This window comes from Acidisoma sp. C75 (assembly GCF_054665095.1).
Genome location: NZ_BAAFHD010000002.1, coordinates 258,690 through 276,538 on the forward strand (window position 1 = coordinate 258,690; position 17,849 = coordinate 276,538).

At 65.6% G+C, this 17,849-nt stretch carries 17 protein-coding genes; 13 read left to right on the forward strand and 4 right to left on the reverse strand.

The annotated features are described in order from the left end of the window. Positions 1–30: 30 nt before the first annotated feature. The 11 genes from ACYQ7X_RS03500 to ACYQ7X_RS03550 all read left to right on the forward strand — a co-directional run bounded on the left by ACYQ7X_RS03500 (position 31) and on the right by ACYQ7X_RS03550 (position 12,395). Complete coding sequence (locus ACYQ7X_RS03500) at positions 31–963, forward strand: carbohydrate ABC transporter permease (RefSeq protein WP_459695444.1); 933 nt, start codon at positions 31–33, stop codon at positions 961–963. Beyond that, positions 960–1,856 (forward strand): carbohydrate ABC transporter permease, encoded by an 897-nt coding sequence (locus ACYQ7X_RS03505; RefSeq protein WP_459695445.1) that lies wholly within the window; start codon positions 960–962, stop codon positions 1,854–1,856. Before ACYQ7X_RS03500 ends, ACYQ7X_RS03505 begins: the two co-directional genes overlap by 4 nt. Positions 1,857–1,885: 29 nt before the next feature. Beyond that, on the forward strand, positions 1,886–3,829 hold the full coding sequence (locus ACYQ7X_RS03510) for a glycoside hydrolase family 127 protein (RefSeq protein WP_459695446.1): 1,944 nt from the start codon (positions 1,886–1,888) through the stop codon (positions 3,827–3,829). A gap of 173 nt (positions 3,830–4,002) precedes the next feature. Continuing rightward, positions 4,003–4,956 carry an AraC family transcriptional regulator gene (locus ACYQ7X_RS03515; RefSeq protein ID WP_459695447.1) on the forward strand — a complete coding sequence of 318 codons (954 nt, stop codon included), beginning with the start codon at positions 4,003–4,005 and terminating at the stop codon, positions 4,954–4,956. Positions 4,957–4,976: 20 nt separating this feature from the next. Beyond that, positions 4,977–6,419, forward strand: a complete 1,443-nt coding sequence (locus tag ACYQ7X_RS03520; RefSeq protein ID WP_459695448.1) for an ABC transporter substrate-binding protein — start codon at positions 4,977–4,979, stop codon at positions 6,417–6,419. 58 nt (positions 6,420–6,477) lie between these two features. Continuing rightward, positions 6,478–7,401 (forward strand): carbohydrate ABC transporter permease, encoded by a 924-nt coding sequence (locus ACYQ7X_RS03525; RefSeq protein ID WP_459695449.1) that lies wholly within the window; start codon positions 6,478–6,480, stop codon positions 7,399–7,401. After that, complete coding sequence (locus ACYQ7X_RS03530; RefSeq protein WP_459695450.1) at positions 7,388–8,245, forward strand: carbohydrate ABC transporter permease; 858 nt, start codon at positions 7,388–7,390, stop codon at positions 8,243–8,245. Before ACYQ7X_RS03525 ends, ACYQ7X_RS03530 begins: the two co-directional genes overlap by 14 nt. A 5-nt stretch (positions 8,246–8,250) precedes the next feature. Beyond that, a complete protein-coding gene (locus tag ACYQ7X_RS03535) occupies positions 8,251–9,363 on the forward strand; it encodes an ABC transporter ATP-binding protein (RefSeq protein WP_459695451.1) in 1,113 nt (370 codons plus the stop codon). Then, complete coding sequence (locus ACYQ7X_RS03540) at positions 9,363–10,466, forward strand: ABC transporter ATP-binding protein (protein WP_459695452.1); 1,104 nt, start codon at positions 9,363–9,365, stop codon at positions 10,464–10,466. The genes ACYQ7X_RS03535 and ACYQ7X_RS03540 overlap by 1 nt, the downstream gene beginning before the upstream one ends. 2 nt (positions 10,467–10,468) lie before the next feature. Continuing rightward, positions 10,469–11,572: an alcohol dehydrogenase catalytic domain-containing protein gene (locus ACYQ7X_RS03545; protein WP_459695453.1), complete on the forward strand. Its 1,104-nt coding sequence runs from the start codon at positions 10,469–10,471 to the stop codon at positions 11,570–11,572. Between the two features lie 46 nt (positions 11,573–11,618). After that, on the forward strand, positions 11,619–12,395 hold the full coding sequence (locus ACYQ7X_RS03550) for a cyclase family protein (RefSeq protein WP_459695454.1): 777 nt from the start codon (positions 11,619–11,621) through the stop codon (positions 12,393–12,395). 33 nt (positions 12,396–12,428) lie between these two features. Here ACYQ7X_RS03550 and ACYQ7X_RS03555 read toward each other — a convergent pair whose 3' ends face one another. The 4 genes from ACYQ7X_RS03555 to ACYQ7X_RS03570 all read right to left on the reverse strand — a co-directional run bounded on the left by ACYQ7X_RS03555 (position 12,429) and on the right by ACYQ7X_RS03570 (position 15,393). Next, positions 12,429–12,920, reverse strand: a complete 492-nt coding sequence (locus tag ACYQ7X_RS03555; protein ID WP_459695455.1) for a DUF2852 domain-containing protein — start codon at positions 12,918–12,920, stop codon at positions 12,429–12,431. Positions 12,921–13,003: 83 nt separating this feature from the next. Then, on the reverse strand, positions 13,004–13,633 hold the full coding sequence (locus ACYQ7X_RS03560; RefSeq protein WP_459695456.1) for a TetR/AcrR family transcriptional regulator: 630 nt from the start codon (positions 13,631–13,633) through the stop codon (positions 13,004–13,006). Positions 13,634–13,703: 70 nt separating this feature from the next. Continuing rightward, complete coding sequence (locus ACYQ7X_RS03565; protein ID WP_459695457.1) at positions 13,704–14,609, reverse strand: SDR family NAD(P)-dependent oxidoreductase; 906 nt, start codon at positions 14,607–14,609, stop codon at positions 13,704–13,706. Between the two features lie 73 nt (positions 14,610–14,682). Further along, positions 14,683–15,393, reverse strand: coding sequence for a TetR/AcrR family transcriptional regulator (locus tag ACYQ7X_RS03570; RefSeq protein WP_459695458.1), 711 nt, complete (start codon positions 15,391–15,393; stop codon positions 14,683–14,685). A gap of 206 nt (positions 15,394–15,599) precedes the next feature. On the opposite strand from ACYQ7X_RS03570, the gene ACYQ7X_RS03575 reads away from it, so the two are divergent. Beyond that, a complete protein-coding gene (locus ACYQ7X_RS03575; protein WP_459695459.1) occupies positions 15,600–16,631 on the forward strand; it encodes an SMP-30/gluconolactonase/LRE family protein in 1,032 nt (343 codons plus the stop codon). Between the two features lie 69 nt (positions 16,632–16,700). Next, positions 16,701–17,837 (forward strand): sugar ABC transporter substrate-binding protein, encoded by a 1,137-nt coding sequence (locus ACYQ7X_RS03580; protein ID WP_459695460.1) that lies wholly within the window; start codon positions 16,701–16,703, stop codon positions 17,835–17,837. Positions 17,838–17,849: the final 12 nt, after the last annotated feature.

Consider the following 17,849-nt stretch of genomic DNA (forward strand, 5'->3'; position numbering starts at 1 on the left):
CATTTCCCCTGCGGAGAAGAGCATCAGGCCATGGACAGTAGCGCGATGGACCGGATGGCCGCGGCGCCTTTGCCCCGCAGGCGGCGGCCGCGGCGCCGGCAGAACTGGGGCGCGCTGCTCTACGTTCTGCCAGCCCTCATCCTCGTGCTTCTCTTCTTCCTCCTGCCGCTCGCGATGATGGGCTGGATGTCCCTGCATCGCTGGCCCTTGATCGGCCAGCCACGCTGGATCGGCTTTGCCAATTACCGCCTGCTTTGGCAGGACGCCGGCTTCTGGGACGCGGTCCGCTTCACCGTGCTCTACACCGTCGCCGCCACGATCGGGCTGATCGCGGCCGGCTTTGCCCTCGCCCTGCTGGTCGAAAGGCGAGGCCGCGCGGTGGGTGCCTATCGCTTGGCCTTCTTTCTGCCGGTGGTGATCGGCTTCGCCTCAGCAAGCCTGCTCTGGGTCTGGCTGTCCAATGTCGATTCCGGCCTCTTCTCGCCGCTCCTGCAGGCGATCCTTGGCCAGCGGCAGCGGATCAACCTGCTGGCGCGGTTCGAGCCGGCCTTCTGGTCTGTCGTCATCATGGTCGTCTGGAAGATGGCAGGCTTCTACATGGTGATCATCATGAGCGGTCTGCAATCCATCCCGGGTGACTACTACGAGGCAGCCAGGATTGACCGCGCATCCGCGCTGCAACGCTTCCGCTTCATCACCCTGCCGCTGGTCCGCAGGCCGCTGGCGCTCGCGCTCATCCTCTGCATCACCGGCTCGATGCTGGCCTTCGATCAGTTCTACATCATCCTCTCGGGTGGCCCGCAGAACGAGACGATGACCGCGGTCTATTGGATCTTCAACACCTCTTTCGTGTCTTTCCGGCTGGGCTATGGCGCGGCCCTCTCCGTCGTGCTGCTCGGCATCCTCATGGTTTTGAGCGGCGCGCAACTCTGGCTGCTGCGAGACCGGGAGGATCTGCGATGAGCCTGACCCTGGCACCGCCTGCCAAAAGCGCGGAGCGCTTGGCGCGGCCGCGACGGAAGGCGCTCCGCCCGCCGCATATCCTTTTTCACGCCACATGCTGCATTGTCGGCCTGCTGTTCCTGGCGCCGATCGTCTTCACCGTGCTCGCCGCCTTCCGCCCGGCGCGCGATGCCGGTGCGCCGCCTCTCCCGCCATGGTCGGCGAGCGGCCTCAGCATCGCGAGCTATCGCCGCCTCGATGCGCTCGGCAGCGGCATTCTGCATTATATCGCGAACAGCCTCATGGTCGCCCTCGGCACGGCGGCGTTGACCGTCTTCGTCGCTACCCTGGCGGGCTATGCCTTCTCGCGATTCCGCTTTCCCTTCAAGGCGCCGATCTTCATCCTGATCCTCGCGACGATCATGGTGCCGTTTCAATCCATCCTCACGCCGCTGTTCCTCATCCTCGTCAAGCTCGGGCTGCAGAACAGTCTGCTCGGCCTCGTCTTCGTCTATTCAACGGTGCAGTTGCCGTTCTCCGTTTTCATGATGCGCAATGCTTTCGATACGGTGCCGCGTGAGATCGAGGAAGCGGCCCGGCTGGATGGGCTCGCTGATCTCGGCATGCTACTGCGCGTGATGACGCCGCTGGTCTTTCCCGGCACCATCTCGGTTGGCCTCTTCGCCTTTCTCTACGCATGGAACGATTTCCTTGCTGCCCTCATCTTCCTCTCCGACCAAAGCAAATACACCTTACCCGTGCTGATGATCGTTGTGCAGTCCGGGCGCTTTGGCTCGATCGACTGGGGTGCGGTGCAGGCGGGCGTGACGGTGATGATGGTGCCCTGCCTGCTTCTGTTCTTGTTTCTACAACGCTACTACATCCGCGGTCTGACCGCCGGCTCCGTCAAGTGACGGCCGATATCCGCAAGGGAGATGTCTTCGTGAACGATCAGACCGACTCCGCGGCTCCGCCTGCGCCCTTCCGTCCGCTTGGCGTGCATCAGATTGGTGTGGACGGCTTCTTCGGCACGTGGATTGATATCGTCGCTTCCGTGACCGTCCATACCCTGCTCGACCGCTGCTTCGCCGCCGGCATGCTCGATCAGATCGACCCTGCGCGGCCCAATCCCGGCCTGCGCATTCCGTTTCAGGGTGATAACAGCACGGTCTCCACCCAGATGTTCTGGGATTCGGATTTCGGCAAGAGCATCGAAGCCGCCGCCTATAGCCTCATCCGGCGGCCCGACCCGGCGCTCGAAGCGCGGATCGACGGCATAGTCGATGCCTATGCCCGGCTGCAGGCCGAGGATGGCTACCTCAATTCCTGGTATCTGCGCATCGAGCCCGGAAAGCGCTGGACCAATCTGCGAGATTGCCATGAACTCTACAATGCGGGCCATCTCATCGAAGGCGCGGTCGCCTATTTCCAGGCGACCGGCAAGCGCCGCTTCCTCGATATCATGAGCCGCTATGCCGATCATATCGCACGCGTTCTCGGGCCGGGCGCGGGGCAGATTCCCGGCTATTGCGGCCATCCGGAGATCGAACTCGCACTCGTCAAGCTCGGGCGGGCGACGGGCGAGCGGCGCTACCTCGAGCTTGCGCGCTTCTTCATCGACGCGCGCGGGACCGAGCCGCATTACTTCGATATCGAAGCGCGGGCGCGCGGGGCCGATCCGGCCGCGTATTATTTCGGCAGTTACGAATACAGCCAATCGCATCTGCCGGTGCGCGCCCAGCGCAAGGTGGTGGGGCATGCCGTACGTGCGGCCTATCTCTACGCCGGCATGGCCGATGTCGCCGCCGAATTCGGAGACGACACGCTGAGCCCGGCGCTCGATGCTTTGTGGGATCATCTGACCGGCCGCAACCTTTATGTCACCGGCGGCTTCGGCCCATCAGCGCATAATGAGGGCCTGACCTATGATTACGATCTGCCGAATGCCACTGCCTATGCCGAAACCTGCGCGGCGGTGGCGCTCGTCTTCTGGGCGAGCCGCATGCTCGGCCGGGGCCCCGACCGTCGCTACGCGGATGTGATGGAGCAGGCGCTCTATAACGGCGCGCTGGTCGGCCTTTCGCGAGACGGCGCGCGCTTCTTCTATGACAATCCGCTGGAGAGCCGGGGCGCCCATCATCGTTGGATCTGGCATCGTTGCCCCTGCTGCCCGCCCAATATCGCCCGACTCGTGGCTTCGATCGGCACCTATGCCTATGGCGTTGCCGAGCGGGAGGTTGCAGTCCATCTCTATATGGCGTCCGATGCGCGGCTGGAGGTGGCAGGCACGGCCGTGCGCTTGCGGCAGGAGACGCGCTACCCGATGGAGGGCGCGGTGCGCCTCACCGTCGAGCCGGCCGAGGCGGTGCGCTTCACCCTTCACTTGCGTGTGCCTGGCTGGTGCAGCGGTGCGCGGATAACCCTCAACGGCAAGCCGATCCCGGCCGAACCGCTTGCCCCTTCCGGCTATGTCGCGATCGATCGCGAATGGCGCCTTGGCGATCATCTCGCGATCGACCTGCCCATGGCGGTGCGCAGGCTCTGGAGCCATCCCGCGGTAGGGGCCAACCAGGGCCGCGTCGCGCTCACCCGCGGGCCGCTCGTCTTTTGCCTGGAAGAGCAGGATAACGGGGCGGCGCTCAACAGCCTCGTGCTTCCCGCCGGCGCCCGGTTTCGCTGCGAGAGCGCAAGCGGATTGGAGGGCGTGGTGGCCTTGGCGGCCGAGGCCTGGCGGGAAGAGCCGGCGGAGGGCGCCCTCTACAGTGCTGCCGCCCCGCGCCGCCGCGCGGCCCCGCTGCGCGCGGTTCCCTATTTCGCCTGGGACAATCGTGAGCCCGGTGAAATGCTCGTCTGGCTCCGCCAGGAGGCCGCTGGCACGGCTGCGTGAGCAGGACCGGCGCGGGCAAAAAAGTATCAATTTCGTGCGCCTCGTGATGTAGAAAGAGAGGTTGATATGCAGATAGACTGCGCCGGCTCGAACACGCGGAGGGGCGAAGAAACCCTCCCGTAAGGGGAGGAAGAGTGTGCCGAAATTCTCGGTATTGCTGGAGCATGCCGTCGATGCAGCCTGATCGAGAAATCGTCAGCCTGCACACGGATGTGTCTTTCGCCGCCTGGGCGCATGGCTATCCCTATCGCACGGTGCGCTGGCACTTTCACCCAGAGTACGAAATCCATCTTGTTACCGCAACGAGCGGCCGCGCGTTCGTCGGCGATCATGTGGGGACTTTTGAGCCGGGCAATCTCATCCTGACCGGACCCAATCTGCCACATAACTGGATCAGCGACGTGCCGCCCGGAGCGAGCGTGCCGGAGCGCGGCCTCATCGTGCAATTCGGCGAGGATTTTGTGCAAGGCTGCCTGAATGCCTTCCCCGAGATGGCCGCAGTCGGCGATCTGCTGCGCGATGCCGGGCGCGGTGTCGAATTCTCGGCGGAGGATGGACGCAAGGCCGAGCCGCTGCTGCGCGAATTACTGGCCGCCCGCGGGGTTCGCCGTCTTGCCCTGTTCTTCGCGCTGCTCGATCTGCTGCAGCGATCGACCGGCAAGCGCATCCTCTCCAGCCGGAACTATCGCCCCGACCCGGCGACCTATATGGCCCAGCCGCTCAACCTCGTGCTCGACTACATCGCCCATAATTTTCAATCGAAGCTGCAGGAATCGGAGATGGCGCAGCTGAGCGGCTACAGCCTCGCCGCTTTTTCCCGCGCGTTTCGCCGCCATACGGGCGTGAGCTTCGTTCACTACGTCAATGACATGCGGATCAAGCTGGCCTGCGAGATGCTGATCGCCGACGACAGCAGTATCGCCGATATCTGCTTTCGTGTTGGGTTCAACAACCTTTCAAACTTCAACAGACAGTTCCTGGCCCATAAGGGCATGGCGCCGCGGGTTTTTCGCCGGCACTACCGCGCCATCGCCCCCTTGGCCCCGGCCAACGCCATCGCCCCGGCCGCCGTGACGGCCGAGCAGCGGCGCTGGCGGCCAGGGGCGGATGCAACCCATCCTTCATAACAATAAGCGAGGAGAGAGAGATGCACGAGAAAGCAAAAGACCTCTGCGCCAACTTCGTGGCGCGCGGGATCGGGCGGCGCGAGTTGATGCGTCGGCTCGGCGCCCTGGGCGTCACGGCCGCGATGGCCGACATGATGGTGAATGCCGCTGCCACCCGCGCCCTCGCGGCGGACTTCAACTGGCAGGCGCATAAGGGCAAGACGCTGAAGCTGCTTCTGAACAAGCATCCTTATGCCGATTCGATGATCGCGGATCTGGATTCCTTCAAGAAGCTGACGGGCATGAATGTCACCTACGACATTTTCCCCGAGGACGTGTATTTCGATAAAGTCACGGCGGCACTCTCCTCCCGCTCCACCGAATACGATGCCTTCATGACCGGCGCGTACCAGACCTGGCAATATGGACCGGCGGGCTGGCTCGTTGATATGAACGAGTTCCTGCAGGACAAGTCGAAGGTCGCGCCCAATTACGACTGGGAGGATATCCTGCCCAATCTCCGGGCCTCGGACAGTTGGTCCGGCAAGCCGGGCGATGCGCTGGGTGGGCCGGGCGCCAAGCAATGGGCGCTCCCTTGGGGGTTCGAAGTCTATATGCTGACCTACAACAAGCCGGTTTTCGACCGGCTCAAGCTCAGCCCGCCCAAGAACATGCAAGAGTTGATGACGACCGCGGCGACGATCACCCAGCAGGGCGGAAACGGCATGTATGGCGTGGGCGTGCGCGGTAGCCGCTCCTGGGCCACAATCCACCCGGGCTTCCTCTCGGGCTACGCGAATTTCGGCGCACGTGATTTCACGGTAGCCGGAGGCAAGCTGAAATCGGCCGTCAACTCGAAGGAATCGAAAGAGTTCACGGCGCAGTTCGTCAAGATGGTGCAGGATAGCGGCCCGAAGAACTGGGCGACCTATACCTGGTACGAAGTGGGTGCGGATCTCGGCGCCGGAACCTCCGGCATGATCTACGATGCCGACAGCCTCGGCTACTTCACAGCGACGGGCGCCACGAAGATGAAGGGTCAACTCGGTTTCGCTCCGATCGCCCCGAACCCGGCGATGAGCCACCCGACCTCGAACGTTTGGATCTGGTCGCTCGCCATGTCGAACTTCTCGCGGCGCAAGGATGCCGCCTGGCTCTTCATGCAATGGGCGACCGGCACCGATCATCTGCTCTTCGGCGCGCGCGATCATGACATGATCGACCCGGTGCGCGCGAGTATCTGGAAGGACCCTGAGTTCCAGTCCCACATGAAGGAGAAGGTGCCCGGCTTCCTGGAGACCTACCAGGTTACCTCGCCCGATGCGAAAATCTACTTCACGCCGCAGCCGCTCTTCTTCAACGTGACGACCGACTGGGCGGCCGCCCTGCAGCGCATGGTGGCGAAGCAGGTGCCGGTGAACGAGGGGCTCGATCAACTGGCCGAGGCGACCAACCGCCAGATGAGCGAGGCCGGCCTCGGCTGATGACCTGCCGCGCGGCCGGGACTGAGGTTCCGGCTGCGCGCTGCTTTCGGAGAAGAGTATGAGCGAACCAAGCCTCGCACCACCTCTCGCGCCCCGCCGGCCGTGGCTGCCGCGTGCGCTGCCCTATCTGCTCAGCCTACCGGCTCTGCTCGTCTGCATCGGCATTCTCATCCCCTTCGTCACCGCTGTCTGGTACAGTCTGGAACGCTACAACCTCTCGATGCCCTATCTGCGGGGCTTTATCGGGCTCGGCAACTACATCAGCCTTTTCACCGATCCCGACTTCTGGAACACCATCGAGGTCTCCTTCATCTACACCGTTTCAACGGTCTTGCTTGAGCTTCTGCTCGGCCTCGGCATCGCGCTTCTGCTGCGCGAGCGCACGCGGCTCAACAATATCATCTCGATCGCGTTGCTCATGCCGCTGATGACGGCGCCGGCGATTGCGGCGCTGATGTGGAAGTTGATGACCAATCCCGGCTTCGGGGTGCTGAGCTGGCTGATCTCGCTGCTCGGGGTCACCGATTTCAAATGGGCGTCGAGCCCGCACACGGCGATGTTCACCGTCGTGCTCGTCGATATCTGGGTCTATACGCCCTTCATGATGATCCTGCTGCTGGCGGGGCTGCGCTCGCTTCCGCAGCAGCCTTTCGAGGCGGCGAAGCTCGACGGGGTCAATGCCGGCTTCGTTTTCCTGCGCATCACGTTGCCGATGCTCACTCCTTTCCTCTTTACCGCCGTCCTGTTCCGCACGCTCGACAGCATCCAGCAGTTCGACATCATCTATGCGATGACGCAGGGCGGCCCCGGCAATAGCCTGCTCGTCTTCCAGGTGCGGGCCTATCTCGAATTCTTTTCCTACACCAATGTCGGCCGATCGGCCGCCATCCTCATGGTGCTCTGGGCGATCACCTATGTGCTGAGCCAGGTCTTCGTGAAGCAGTGGACGAAGCTGAGGGAGCGGTCTCATGGCCTGGCGTGACAGGTTGTTGCGGGTGCTGCGAGGCATTACCCTCGCCGTCGTCGTGATTTTTTTCCTGTTCCCGATCTTCTGGATCCTGCTCATGTCCTTCGAGACGAATGAGACGGTCCTGCGTGTGCCGCCGACGCTGACGCCGCATCTGACGCTGCAGAATTACGTGGCGCTGCTTTCCGGCAAGCTCATCACGGCAACCGGGGTGATCAACATCACCTTCCTGCACAATCTCTGGAATTCGGTATTGCTCTCGGTCTGCTCCGTTGCGGTTTCGCTCGTGCTCGGGGTGCCGGCGGCTTATGCCTTCGCGCGCTTTCGCTTTCGCGGGCGGGAGGATATCGCCTTCACTCTGCTCTCCTTCCGCTTCGCCCCGCCGTTGCTCGTGCTGCTGCCACTCAGCCTCTATTTTCAGGATGTCGGCCTCAGCAACACCTATCTCGGCCTGGTCTGGATCTATCAGCTCATCTGCCTGCCGCTCATCCTGTGGATCGTGCGCGGCTATTTCGAGGATGCGAGCCCCGATATCGAATACGCCTACCGGGTCGATGGTCATTCCTGGTGGCGGGCCTTCACCAGGATCGCCATTCCCCTCGCCGGCCCAGGCATCGCGGCGGCGGCCTTGCTCTCCTTCATCTTCGCCTGGAACAATTTCGTCTTCGCGCTGGTCTTGGCCTCGGCCGACAAGCAGCCGGTGACCGTCGGCGCCTTGGCCTTCGTCACGGCGTCCGGCATTCAGTATGGCATCATCGCCGCCGCCATCGTTCTGTCCGTCCTCCCGACCCTCGCCCTCGCGCTCTATGCGCAACGCTGGCTGGTCGAAGGCCTCAGCCTCGGGGCGGTGAAAGGATGAGCGCGATGCTGCCCATAGAGGGCCTGCGGATCGAGGGGATCCGCACGGGCTTCGGCAAGACCGAGGTTCTCCACGGCGTCGATCTCGCGGTCGCGCCCGGTGAGACCCTGGTGCTGTTCGGCCCTTCGGGCGCCGGCAAGACGGTGCTGCTGCGGGCGATCGCCGGGCTTGACCCCAATGCGCGCGGGCGGGTGGTGATCGGCGGCCGCGATGTCTCCCAAGTCGGGCCGGAGGGGCGCGGCATCGGCGTCGCCTTCCAGAACTTCGCGCTCTACCCTCATATGTCGGCGCGGGAGAATATCGCGAGCCCGCTGCACGCGCGCCGGCTGGCGGAGCCCGAGGTGGCGGAGAAGGTCGGCCAGATCGCCCGCCTGCTCAAGATCGAGCATGTGCTGAGCCAACAGCCGCGGGCCCTTTCCAACGGCCAGAAGCAGCGCACCGCGCTGGCCCGCGCGCTCGTCGCCGCGCCCAAGGTTTTGCTGATGGACGACCCGCTGCGCAATGTGGACGCCAAGCTCCGCTACGAGATGCGCATGGAACTGCCGCGCCTGCTGCGCCGCATGGAGGCCGCCGCCATCTACGTGACGCAGGATTACCGCGAGGCGATGGCCCTTGGCGATCGGATCGCCGTGCTCATCGCAGGCCGGATCGTGCAGGTCGATACGCCGGAGCGCGTCTATGCGGCGCCCGCCACCCTGGCCGCTGCCCGGCTGTTCGGCGATCCGCCGCTCAACCTTCTGCCCTGCCGGCCGCAAGCCTCTGGCGAAACGCTCAGCCTTTCGGCGCTCGGGCTTGAGATGCGGCTGCGCCCGATGGCCGCCATCGCCGGCCGTGCGGCGCTGCTGGGGCTTCGCCCGGAAAGCATCGCCCTCTTCGAAACCCCGACCGAAGGGGCGGTGCCGGCCACGGTTGCCGCGACGACCCCGCTGCATGGCAAAGTGGTGCTGCTTCTGCGCAACGCGGCGGGGGAGGAGATCCTCGCGAGCCTCATCGGCATGCCGCCTGCAACCGGCAGCACCGTCTGGTTTCGGCCGGACCCTGAAACCGCTCTGCTCTACGATGCCGAGAGCGGGCTACTGGCCCCGGATGCGGGCAGCCCGGCGCGGGAGGCCGCCTGATGCTTGAACTCGCCCACGTCACCAAAATCTATGGCCGTGGCCCGGCGCGAGCCGTGAGCGATTTGTCCTTGCAGATCGCGGATGGCGAATTCATCGCCCTTCTCGGCTCCTCCGGCTGCGGCAAGACGAGCACGCTGCGCATGATCGCCGGCTTCGAGGCGGTGACGGAGGGGCGCATCGCGCTCGGCGGCCGGCGGATCGACGGGCTGCCCCCGGCGCAGCGCCGCGTCGCCATGGCCTTCGAGGGCTATGCCCTCTACCCGCCATTGACGGTTGCGGAGAATATCGGCTTCGGCCTGACCGCGCGTGCCGGCCTCGATCCGCGCCAAAGGGTGCGCGAACTGGCCGAGCTGCTGGAGATCGAGCCTATCCTGGGGCGCAAGCCGGCGGGCCTTTCCGGCGGCCAGCAGCAGCGCGCCTCGCTCGCCCGCGCGCTTGCCCGCGATGCCGAGCTGCACCTGCTGGATGAGCCGATGGGCCAGCTCGAACCCCAGCTGCGCGCCGTGCTGCGCGGCCGCGTCAAAGCGCTTACCCGGGCGCGCGGGCTCACCTCCGTGCTCGTCACCCATGACCAGACCGAGGCCAATGCGATGGCGGACCGCATCGCCGTGATGGAGGGCGGTGTGTTGCAGCAATACGGGACGCCGGACGAACTGCGTGAGCGGCCGGCCAACCTCTTCGTCGCCACCTTTTTTGGCGAGCCGCCGATGAACGCATTGGCGGCTGTGGTCGAAGGGGCCGGGTTGCGGCTTGAAGGCGAGGGCGCGGTGCGCATCGGCCTGCCTGGCTTGCCACTGCCGCCGCCGGGCACGGCCGTTACCCTCGGGCTCAGGCCGCATGCCATCACGCTCGGAGACGGGGCGTGGCGGGCGAGTGTGATTTCCAACCACTGGCTGGGGGACGAGGCGCATGTCGCACTCGACATGGCTGGCCGGCTGCTCGTCGCCGTCTCCTATCAGCGCGTGGCCGCGCGCGCCGGCACGCTGATCCCGATCGGCTTCGATCCGGCGGCGCTGCACCTCTTCGATGCGGCGAGCGGCGAGGCGCTCCTGCATGGGGGCATGCCGGCTGCCGCCACCCGCAATCTTGCAGAGAGGGTATGACCATGAGCCTGCCGAACAACCGGATGACCGCGATCGTCTGCCACGGGCCCGAGGATTATCGGGTGGAGGAGAAGGCGCGCCCCGTGGCGGGGCCAGGCGAAATGGTCATCCGCATCGCCGCTTGCGGCATCTGCGCGAGCGACTGCAAATGCTGGTCGGGCGCTGCCATGTTCTGGGGCAAGAACCCCTGGGTGAAGGCGCCCGTGGTGCCGGGCCACGAATTCTTCGGCGTGGTGGACGAACTGGGGCCAGAGGCCGCCGCGCATTTCGGCGTCAAGCAGGGCGATCGGGTGATCGCCGAGCAGATCGTGCCCTGTGACCGCTGCCGCTATTGCCGCAGCGGCAGCTACTGGATGTGCGAGGTGCACAACATCTTCGGCTTCCAGCGCGATGTCGCTGATGGCGGCATGTCGGACTATATGCTCATCCCGCGCACGGCGCGCGTGCATGTCATCCCGCCGGAACTGTCGCTCGAGGATGCCGCGATCATCGAGCCCTTGGCTTGCGCGATCCACACGGTGCAGCGCGGCGATGTCCAGCTCGATGATGTGCTGGTCATCGCCGGCGCCGGGCCGATCGGGCTGATGATGGTGCAAGTGGCGAAGCTCAAGACGCCGAAGAAGCTCATCGTCATCGACATGGTGCCCGAGCGGCTGGAACTCGCGCGGGGCTTCGGCGCAGATATCGTGATCAACCCGGCGGAGGAGGATGCGGAGGCGATCGTCCGCGCCGCGACCGGCGGCTATGGCTGCGATGTCTATATCGAGGCGACGGGCTCGCCCTCGGGGGTGACGCAGGGCCTCACGCTCATCCGCAAGCTCGGCCGGTTCGTGGAGTTCTCGGTCTTCGGCAAGGAGACCTCCGTCGATTGGTCGATCATCGGCGATCGCAAGGAGCTGGACGTGCGGGGCGCCCATCTCGGTCCCTATTGCTATCCGATTGCGATCGACCTGCTGGCGCGTGGGCTCGTCACCTCCAAGGGTATCGTGACGCACGCCTATGGCTTCGCGGACTGGGATGAGGCGATCCGCCTTGCCAACTCGCTCGATTCCATCAAGGTTCTGATGACCGGGCCGGGGGCGGCGGAGATCGCCGCCCGGCGTTGAGCGCGGCACCGTCACCCGTCGCCACGCAGTTCGAGGATACCGCCCCATGCCCCGCCGGCTGATCGACATTTCCATTCCGCTCGAAAATGACGTGCCGGCCGATCCGCCGCAGCAGAAAGTCTCCATCACCTATCACGGGCATGGGGAGACGGCGGCTGCCATCGCCGCCTATTTTCCAGGGCTGAAGCCCGAGGATTTGCCGGACGGCCAGGGCTGGGCGGTGGAGACGGTGACGCTATCTACCCACAACGGCACGCATGTCGATGCGCCATGGCATTATCACCCGACCATGGATCGCGGGCAGCCTGCCGCCAAGATCGACGAACTGCCGCTCGAATGGTTCTACCAGCCCGGCGTGAAGCTCGACTTCCGAGACCTGCCGGATGGCTATGTCGTGCAGCCTGCGGATATCGATGCGGAACTCGCGCGGATCGGGCATCAGCTCAGCCCGCTGGACATCGTGCTCGCCAATACCCGCGCCGGTAGCCGCTATGGGGAGGCGGATTACATCCATAGCGGCTGCGGCTTCGGCCGGGCAGCGACGCTGCATCTGGCAGCGCAAGGCGTTCGCGTCGTCGGCACCGATGGCTGGAGCTGGGATGCGCCCTTCAGCCATACCGCCCGGCGCTTCGCCGAAACCGGCGATGCCGGGCTGATCTGGGAAGGCCACAAGGCCGGGCGGGAGATCGGCTATTGCCAGATCGAGAAGCTGCATAATCTGCAGGCCCTGCCGGCCAAGGGCTTCCTCGTCTCCTGCTTTCCGGTGAAGATCCGCGCGGCTTCCGCCGGGTGGACCCGCGCGGTCGCCATCCTGCCGGAGTGACAGGGGGCGTGCGCGGGGGTCCGGGCTGGGGCTTCAGCCGGGCGAGGCTTGCGGCTCCTCAGGCGCGGCGCCGCTGCCGCGCTGGCGGCGTTCGGCCATGAACTGGTCGAACTCCGCCTTGTCCTTGGCGAAGCGCAGACGATCGAGGAAGGAGGCGAATTCCTCCTGCTCCTCTTCCAGCCGGCGCAGTGTGGCTGCACGATAGTCGTCGAAGGCGTGGTTGCCGCTGGAGCGGCCGGCCGGCCCGCACCAGGCGGAGCGCGCCGCCGCCCAGCGCGCGGAGCGGCCGCCGCCGCCGCAGAAGCCGCCCGCACCCCGCGGCCCGCCGAAGAAGATGCGGCCGAGGCGGCGGTTATAGATCGCGAGAAAGAGCAGCGCGAAGCCGATCGGCCACCACAGGATGAAGCCGAGGATGGCGGCGGCGCCGAGCAGCGGCCGCGAGATCGACCAGAGGGCCCAGAGCCGCTCGTCCTGCGACCAGGGAGGAGAGGTGCTGCCGCCATAAGCCTGATTGGCGCCCGACATTGATGAAGGCTCCCATGTGAATGTAAAGCACATTTACATTAGACGGCACCGCGATCCTCCGTCAAGCGGACTTGCGGCGGCGCTCACGCTCTGGCGGACGGGCCGAGGCTTTGCAGATAGACGAGAAGGCCGGCTTCGAGCAGTTCCTCGGGTGCCATGGGCAGGCGGCGCCGCCCGGCATCCTGCCGGCCGAAGAGGGAGGCGATGCCGTGGCACATCGCCCAGACATGAAGGGCGATCATCAGCGCGGGTGGCCGCCGCTCCTTGGGGAAGGAGGCGGCGAGGAGATCTGCCGCGTTCCGCAGCACGGCGAAAGCCCGCTCGCTCGCCAGCAGCAGGCCGGGATGCGCCGCCTCGTCCAGCCGCGCCTCGAACATCGCAGCATAGAAGGCGGGCTCCCGCCGGGCGAAATCGAGATAGGCGAGGCCCATCGCCTCGAAACCCTGCCAGCGGCCGGGTTCGGCGTTGGCGGCGGCCTCTTCCAGCCGCGCGGCCAGCTTGTCGAACCCGCGGAGTGCCACCTCGGCGAGCAGCGCCTCGGCATCCTTGAAGTGGCGATAGGGCGCGGCGGGGCTGACGCCGGCGCGGCGCGCGGCTTCGGCCACCGTAAAGGCTGCCGGGCCGCCCTCGGCGATCAGCGCGAGCGCGGCTTCCACCAGCGCTTCCCGCAGATTGCCGTGGTGATAGCCTCGCCTGTGCCCTGACCAGCTCATGTCCACCCACTCATGCCCGCCCCTTACGCCATGGCGCGGGATTTGGCATCCCCCTTGGGCGGGCGGCGTCTCAGCCGGGCGCGTCGGCCTTCGCCGTCGCCAGGGCCACGTATTTGCGGGATTGCGAAAAGGCATCATGCAAGGGGGCGGCGCCTGCCAGCCGGCTGATCTCGGCCCAATGTTCTGCAATCCCTTCCGGCGTGCGGTCTTCCGGCGGAAGATAGCGGCCCGGCGCCTCGGCAATGTGCGTCACGGCGAAGACCCCGGCGCCGGCGCCGAGAATGGTGCGGGAAGGTGCCCCGTCGCTCGCCAGGAAGAGGACCGCGGGTGTCACCGCCTCGGGCGAGAGCAGCGCCGCTTCGCGGGACGAGAACAGCCCCTCGGTCATCGGTGTCAGCGCCATGGGCGCCAGCGCATTGACGCGGATATCGTATTTCTCGCCTTCGAGATGCAGCACATTCATCAGGCCGATGAGCGCCGCCTTCGCCGCGCCGTAATTCGCCTGGCCGAAATTGCCGTAAAGGCCAGAGGACGAGGTGGTGAAGACGATCCGCCCATAGCCCCGCGCGCGCATCCCCTCCCAGACGGCCTTGCTGCAATGGACGGCGCCTGCGAGATGCACGGCGAGCACGCGCTCGAACGCCGCAAGCTCCATCTTGGCGAAGCTCTTGTCAGCCAGGATGCCGGCGTTGTTGACGAGGACATCGACGCGGCCCCAGGCCCGCTCGGCGCTCGCCACCATCGCGGCCACCTGCTCGGGCTTGGTGACATCGGCGCCGTCGGCGATGGCCGTGCCGCCCGCCGCCTCGATCTCGGCCACGACCTTGAGGGCGGCAGGCGGCGGCGCTCCATCGGCCCCGCGATCGTTGACGACGAGGCGGGCACCGCGCGCGGCAAGCCCGAGCGCATGGCTCCGCCCAAGCCCGCCGCCCGCGCCGGTGACGATCGCGACCTTGCCCGCGAAGCTGATGCTCATAGGGTCTCTCTTTTCATCGCTGGAGGGAATGCAGGGCTGCTTGGACGAACGTCCAACCCATCGGGCGCACTCATCATGCGCGGGGCGCCGCCGGGGGCTTTTGCAGCAAGCGCTCGAACCCGCCGAGCAGGAAGGGGATCATATCCTCGTAGACCGCCTTCACGTCGTCGCTGTCGAGCACACCGTCGGAGAGCGTATCGACGCGGCCATTGCCGGCAAGCTCGCTCACCATGAGTTGGATTGCGAAGACGAAGCAGCGCGAAACGCGGGGGCGCGGCGCCTTGGGCAAAGCGTTGCAGAAGGCGGCGAGAAAGACCTGCGCGGTCGGGTTGAAATAGCGATCGACGAGCGGCAGCCAGCGATTGGTTTGCGCCAGCTGCGCGATGAGCAGGCTGTAGTTGCGCCAGCCGGCATCATGCGAAACGCGGAGATCGAGATAGGGCCGCATGAAGGCTTCGAGGATCTCGCGCAAGCTCGGCTTGCCGTGGGCGAGAACGAGGCCGAGGGCGGCCAGCCGCCGTTCGTTGAGGACTTCGGCGCGCCGCGCGATGACCGCTTCGAAAAGCAATTCCTTGGTATCGAAATGATAGGTCACCAAGGCGAGGCGGACCCCGGCGCGATCGGTGATCGCGCGCATCGAGACGCCATCATAGCCGTGCACCGAGAAAAGCGCCTCGGCGGCATTGAGGATGAGCGCCTTGGTATCGCGCCCGCGGGCCGGCGCCCGGGCGGCCCCACGATCGGCCGCGGTGGCGGAAGAAGATGCGAGCTTTGCGACTGCCATCGATTCCCTGACCTTCGCCTCCGCTTCTAGCCCCCGCCTGCCGCAGGGTCCAGCGGCAGGGGCTGCGCGCCGCAAGCGGCGGACCGGCGCGCGCGGCTGCTTGACGTGCGGGGATGAGGCTTCTAGAACTTGGACGAACGTCCAATAACAAGCTGCGCGCGGCCACCAGGGGCCGTGAGCCGCGGCATTGCAGGGAGGTGGCAGGCATGTCATCGGTGCTGCGTTCCCGGGCAAACCCGCTCGACGGCTTTACCGTCTCCTCCCACGATCTCTCCTATATCGGGGAGGGTCTGCAGCGGCCGGAATGCATCCTCGCCGAGCGGGACGGATCGCTGTGGACGGCCGATGCGCGCGGCGGCGTGGTGCATATCCGGCCCGATGGCACGCAGCATCTCATCACCCAGCAGGCGGCCAGCGGTTTCGCAAATACCGCAGACGAAGCGACGCGCTATACCACAGGCACGCTGCCGAACGGCCTCGCCTTCGCGCGCAACGGCGATATCCTGATCGCGAATTTCGGCACCGACCGGCTGGAAGTCATGACGCGCGGCGGCGAAACCCGCGTGCTGATCGACAGGATCGAGGGGGCCGCGATCGGGAAGGTCAACTTCGTCCTGCGGGACAGCAAGGATCGTATCTGGCTGACGATCTCGACCCGCATCAAGGATTGGATGCGCGCGATCAGCCCCAAGGTGGCTGATGGCTATGTTGCGGTTTACGATGGGCGCGCGCTTCGCATCGTCGCGGACGGCTTCCGCTTCACCAACGAAATCCGCTTCGATGCCGCGGAGGAATGGCTCTATGTGGTCGAAACCTGCGGGCCCTGCATCACCCGGCTCCGCATCAATGACCGCGCCGAGGCGACCGCGCGCGAGACCTTTGGCCCGGCCGATCACGGCGCGCTGATCGACGGCATCGCCTTCGATGCCTACGGCAATCTCTGGGGCACGCATATCTTCACCGATCGGGTGTTCGCTATCACGCCGGAGGGCGAACTTCGCATCATCCTCGACGATGATCATGGCAGTGCGGCGGGTGCGGCGCTGATGGACGCCTTTCGGCATGATGCCGTGACGCCCGACCTCATCACCGCGACCGGCGGCGAAACCGGGCCTTGGCTCACGAGCGTCACTTTCGGCGGCCCCGATCTGCGCACCGTCTATGTCGGCAATCTGAAGGGCGTGCGCATCGGCTATTTCCGGGCGCCCGTCCCCGGCCTGCCGATGGTGCATTGGTAGCAGCTGCAACAAAAAGAACAGAGGCAGGGCTGTGCAGATCGGCTGCCCGCGCTGGGAGGAGAAAAGACGATGACGGTCCGCGGCTTCTTTAAAGGCCTTGCCCTCTTGGCCGGGCTCTGCGCCGGCGCAGGCCTCGTGACCCCGGCTTCGGCCACGGCGGCCCATAAATACAAGGTCTTCCTGAGCATGAGCTACGTCGGCAATGATTGGCAGGCGGAAGCGCGCAACATGGTGGTTGCCATGGCAAAGGCCCATGCCAATGAGGTCGATCTACAGATCCAGGTGGCAGGCCCCGTGGTGCAGCGGCAGATCCAGCAGATCAACGCCATGGTGCAGGCGGGGGCCGATGCCATCATCGTCTATCCGATCTCGCCGACCGCGCTTAACCCGGTGATCGAGAACGCCTGCTCCCACCACGTCGTCGTCTTCGCCTATGACTCGCGGGTGACGGCTCCTTGCGCCTACAACGTGGTGACCGACCAGAAGGAGCTCGCGACGCAGAGTGCCGAATGGGTCGCCAAAGCCATGAACTACCAGGGCAACCTCATCTTCGTCACCGGCGTGCCCGGCACGTCTGTCGATACCGACCGCAACAAGGCGGCGCACGCCGTCTTCGCCAAATATCCGAAGATCAAGATCGTCGCCGAGCCGAACGGCATGTGGAGCCAGGCGGTCGCCCGCAAGGCGCTGACCGAGGTGATGGCGACGCGAAGCTGGAAGGACATCCAGGGCGTGTGGGGGGCGACTGCCTGCATCCAGTCCTGGACGCTCGAAGCGCAGGCGGGCCTCAAACACCTCATCCCCTGCGGCACGGAAGGCACCAATGGCATGCGCGTCATGATGTTGCCCCTCGGCACCGTGCCGGGCGCGGGTGGGTACTATAAGCCGATGGGTGCGCCGGGCATTTCGATGGAGAGCCACGAGGCATCCGGTGCGCTCGCACTCAAGCTCGCCCTTGATGTGCTGCACGGGCAAAAGGTTCCGAAGCTTACCATGATGCCGCTCAACGCCGTTACCAACGACAATATCAAGCTCTGCAAATCGGGAAGCTGGGCGGAGCTGAAGGCTGGCTGCAATACCTTCGACCCGACTCTCGTGCCAGCTGGCTGGTTCGCCACCATCTATGATCCGGCAACGCCGGAGGTCGGTTTTGAGGCCGCACTCCATGGCGTGCCGGAAAAGGCCTACCAGACGTCCGCGCAATAGGCGGGCGGAAGG

What these genes read in the sequence shown, in the direction of transcription:
- ACYQ7X_RS03550 (WP_459695454.1), top strand. Translation starts at nt 11,619, where the DNA reads ATGCCCCGCCGGCTGATCGACATTTCCATTCCGCTCGAAAATGACGTG.
- ACYQ7X_RS03505 (WP_459695445.1), top strand. Translation starts at nt 960, where the DNA reads ATGAGCCTGACCCTGGCACCGCCTGCCAAAAGCGCGGAGCGCTTGGCG.
- ACYQ7X_RS03515 (WP_459695447.1), top strand. Translation starts at nt 4,003, where the DNA reads ATGCAGCCTGATCGAGAAATCGTCAGCCTGCACACGGATGTGTCTTTC.
- ACYQ7X_RS03570 (WP_459695458.1), bottom strand. Translation starts at nt 15,393, where the DNA reads ATGGCAGTCGCAAAGCTCGCATCTTCTTCCGCCACCGCGGCCGATCGT.
- ACYQ7X_RS03535 (WP_459695451.1), top strand. Translation starts at nt 8,251, where the DNA reads ATGCTGCCCATAGAGGGCCTGCGGATCGAGGGGATCCGCACGGGCTTC.
- ACYQ7X_RS03540 (WP_459695452.1), top strand. Translation starts at nt 9,363, where the DNA reads ATGCTTGAACTCGCCCACGTCACCAAAATCTATGGCCGTGGCCCGGCG.
- ACYQ7X_RS03545 (WP_459695453.1), top strand. Translation starts at nt 10,469, where the DNA reads ATGAGCCTGCCGAACAACCGGATGACCGCGATCGTCTGCCACGGGCCC.
- ACYQ7X_RS03530 (WP_459695450.1), top strand. Translation starts at nt 7,388, where the DNA reads ATGGCCTGGCGTGACAGGTTGTTGCGGGTGCTGCGAGGCATTACCCTC.
- ACYQ7X_RS03555 (WP_459695455.1), bottom strand. Translation starts at nt 12,920, where the DNA reads ATGTCGGGCGCCAATCAGGCTTATGGCGGCAGCACCTCTCCTCCCTGG.
- ACYQ7X_RS03500 (WP_459695444.1), top strand. Translation starts at nt 31, where the DNA reads ATGGACAGTAGCGCGATGGACCGGATGGCCGCGGCGCCTTTGCCCCGC.
- ACYQ7X_RS03525 (WP_459695449.1), top strand. Translation starts at nt 6,478, where the DNA reads ATGAGCGAACCAAGCCTCGCACCACCTCTCGCGCCCCGCCGGCCGTGG.
- ACYQ7X_RS03575 (WP_459695459.1), top strand. Translation starts at nt 15,600, where the DNA reads ATGTCATCGGTGCTGCGTTCCCGGGCAAACCCGCTCGACGGCTTTACC.
- ACYQ7X_RS03520 (WP_459695448.1), top strand. Translation starts at nt 4,977, where the DNA reads ATGCACGAGAAAGCAAAAGACCTCTGCGCCAACTTCGTGGCGCGCGGG.
- ACYQ7X_RS03560 (WP_459695456.1), bottom strand. Translation starts at nt 13,633, where the DNA reads ATGAGCTGGTCAGGGCACAGGCGAGGCTATCACCACGGCAATCTGCGG.
- ACYQ7X_RS03565 (WP_459695457.1), bottom strand. Translation starts at nt 14,609, where the DNA reads ATGAGCATCAGCTTCGCGGGCAAGGTCGCGATCGTCACCGGCGCGGGC.
- ACYQ7X_RS03580 (WP_459695460.1), top strand. Translation starts at nt 16,701, where the DNA reads ATGACGGTCCGCGGCTTCTTTAAAGGCCTTGCCCTCTTGGCCGGGCTC.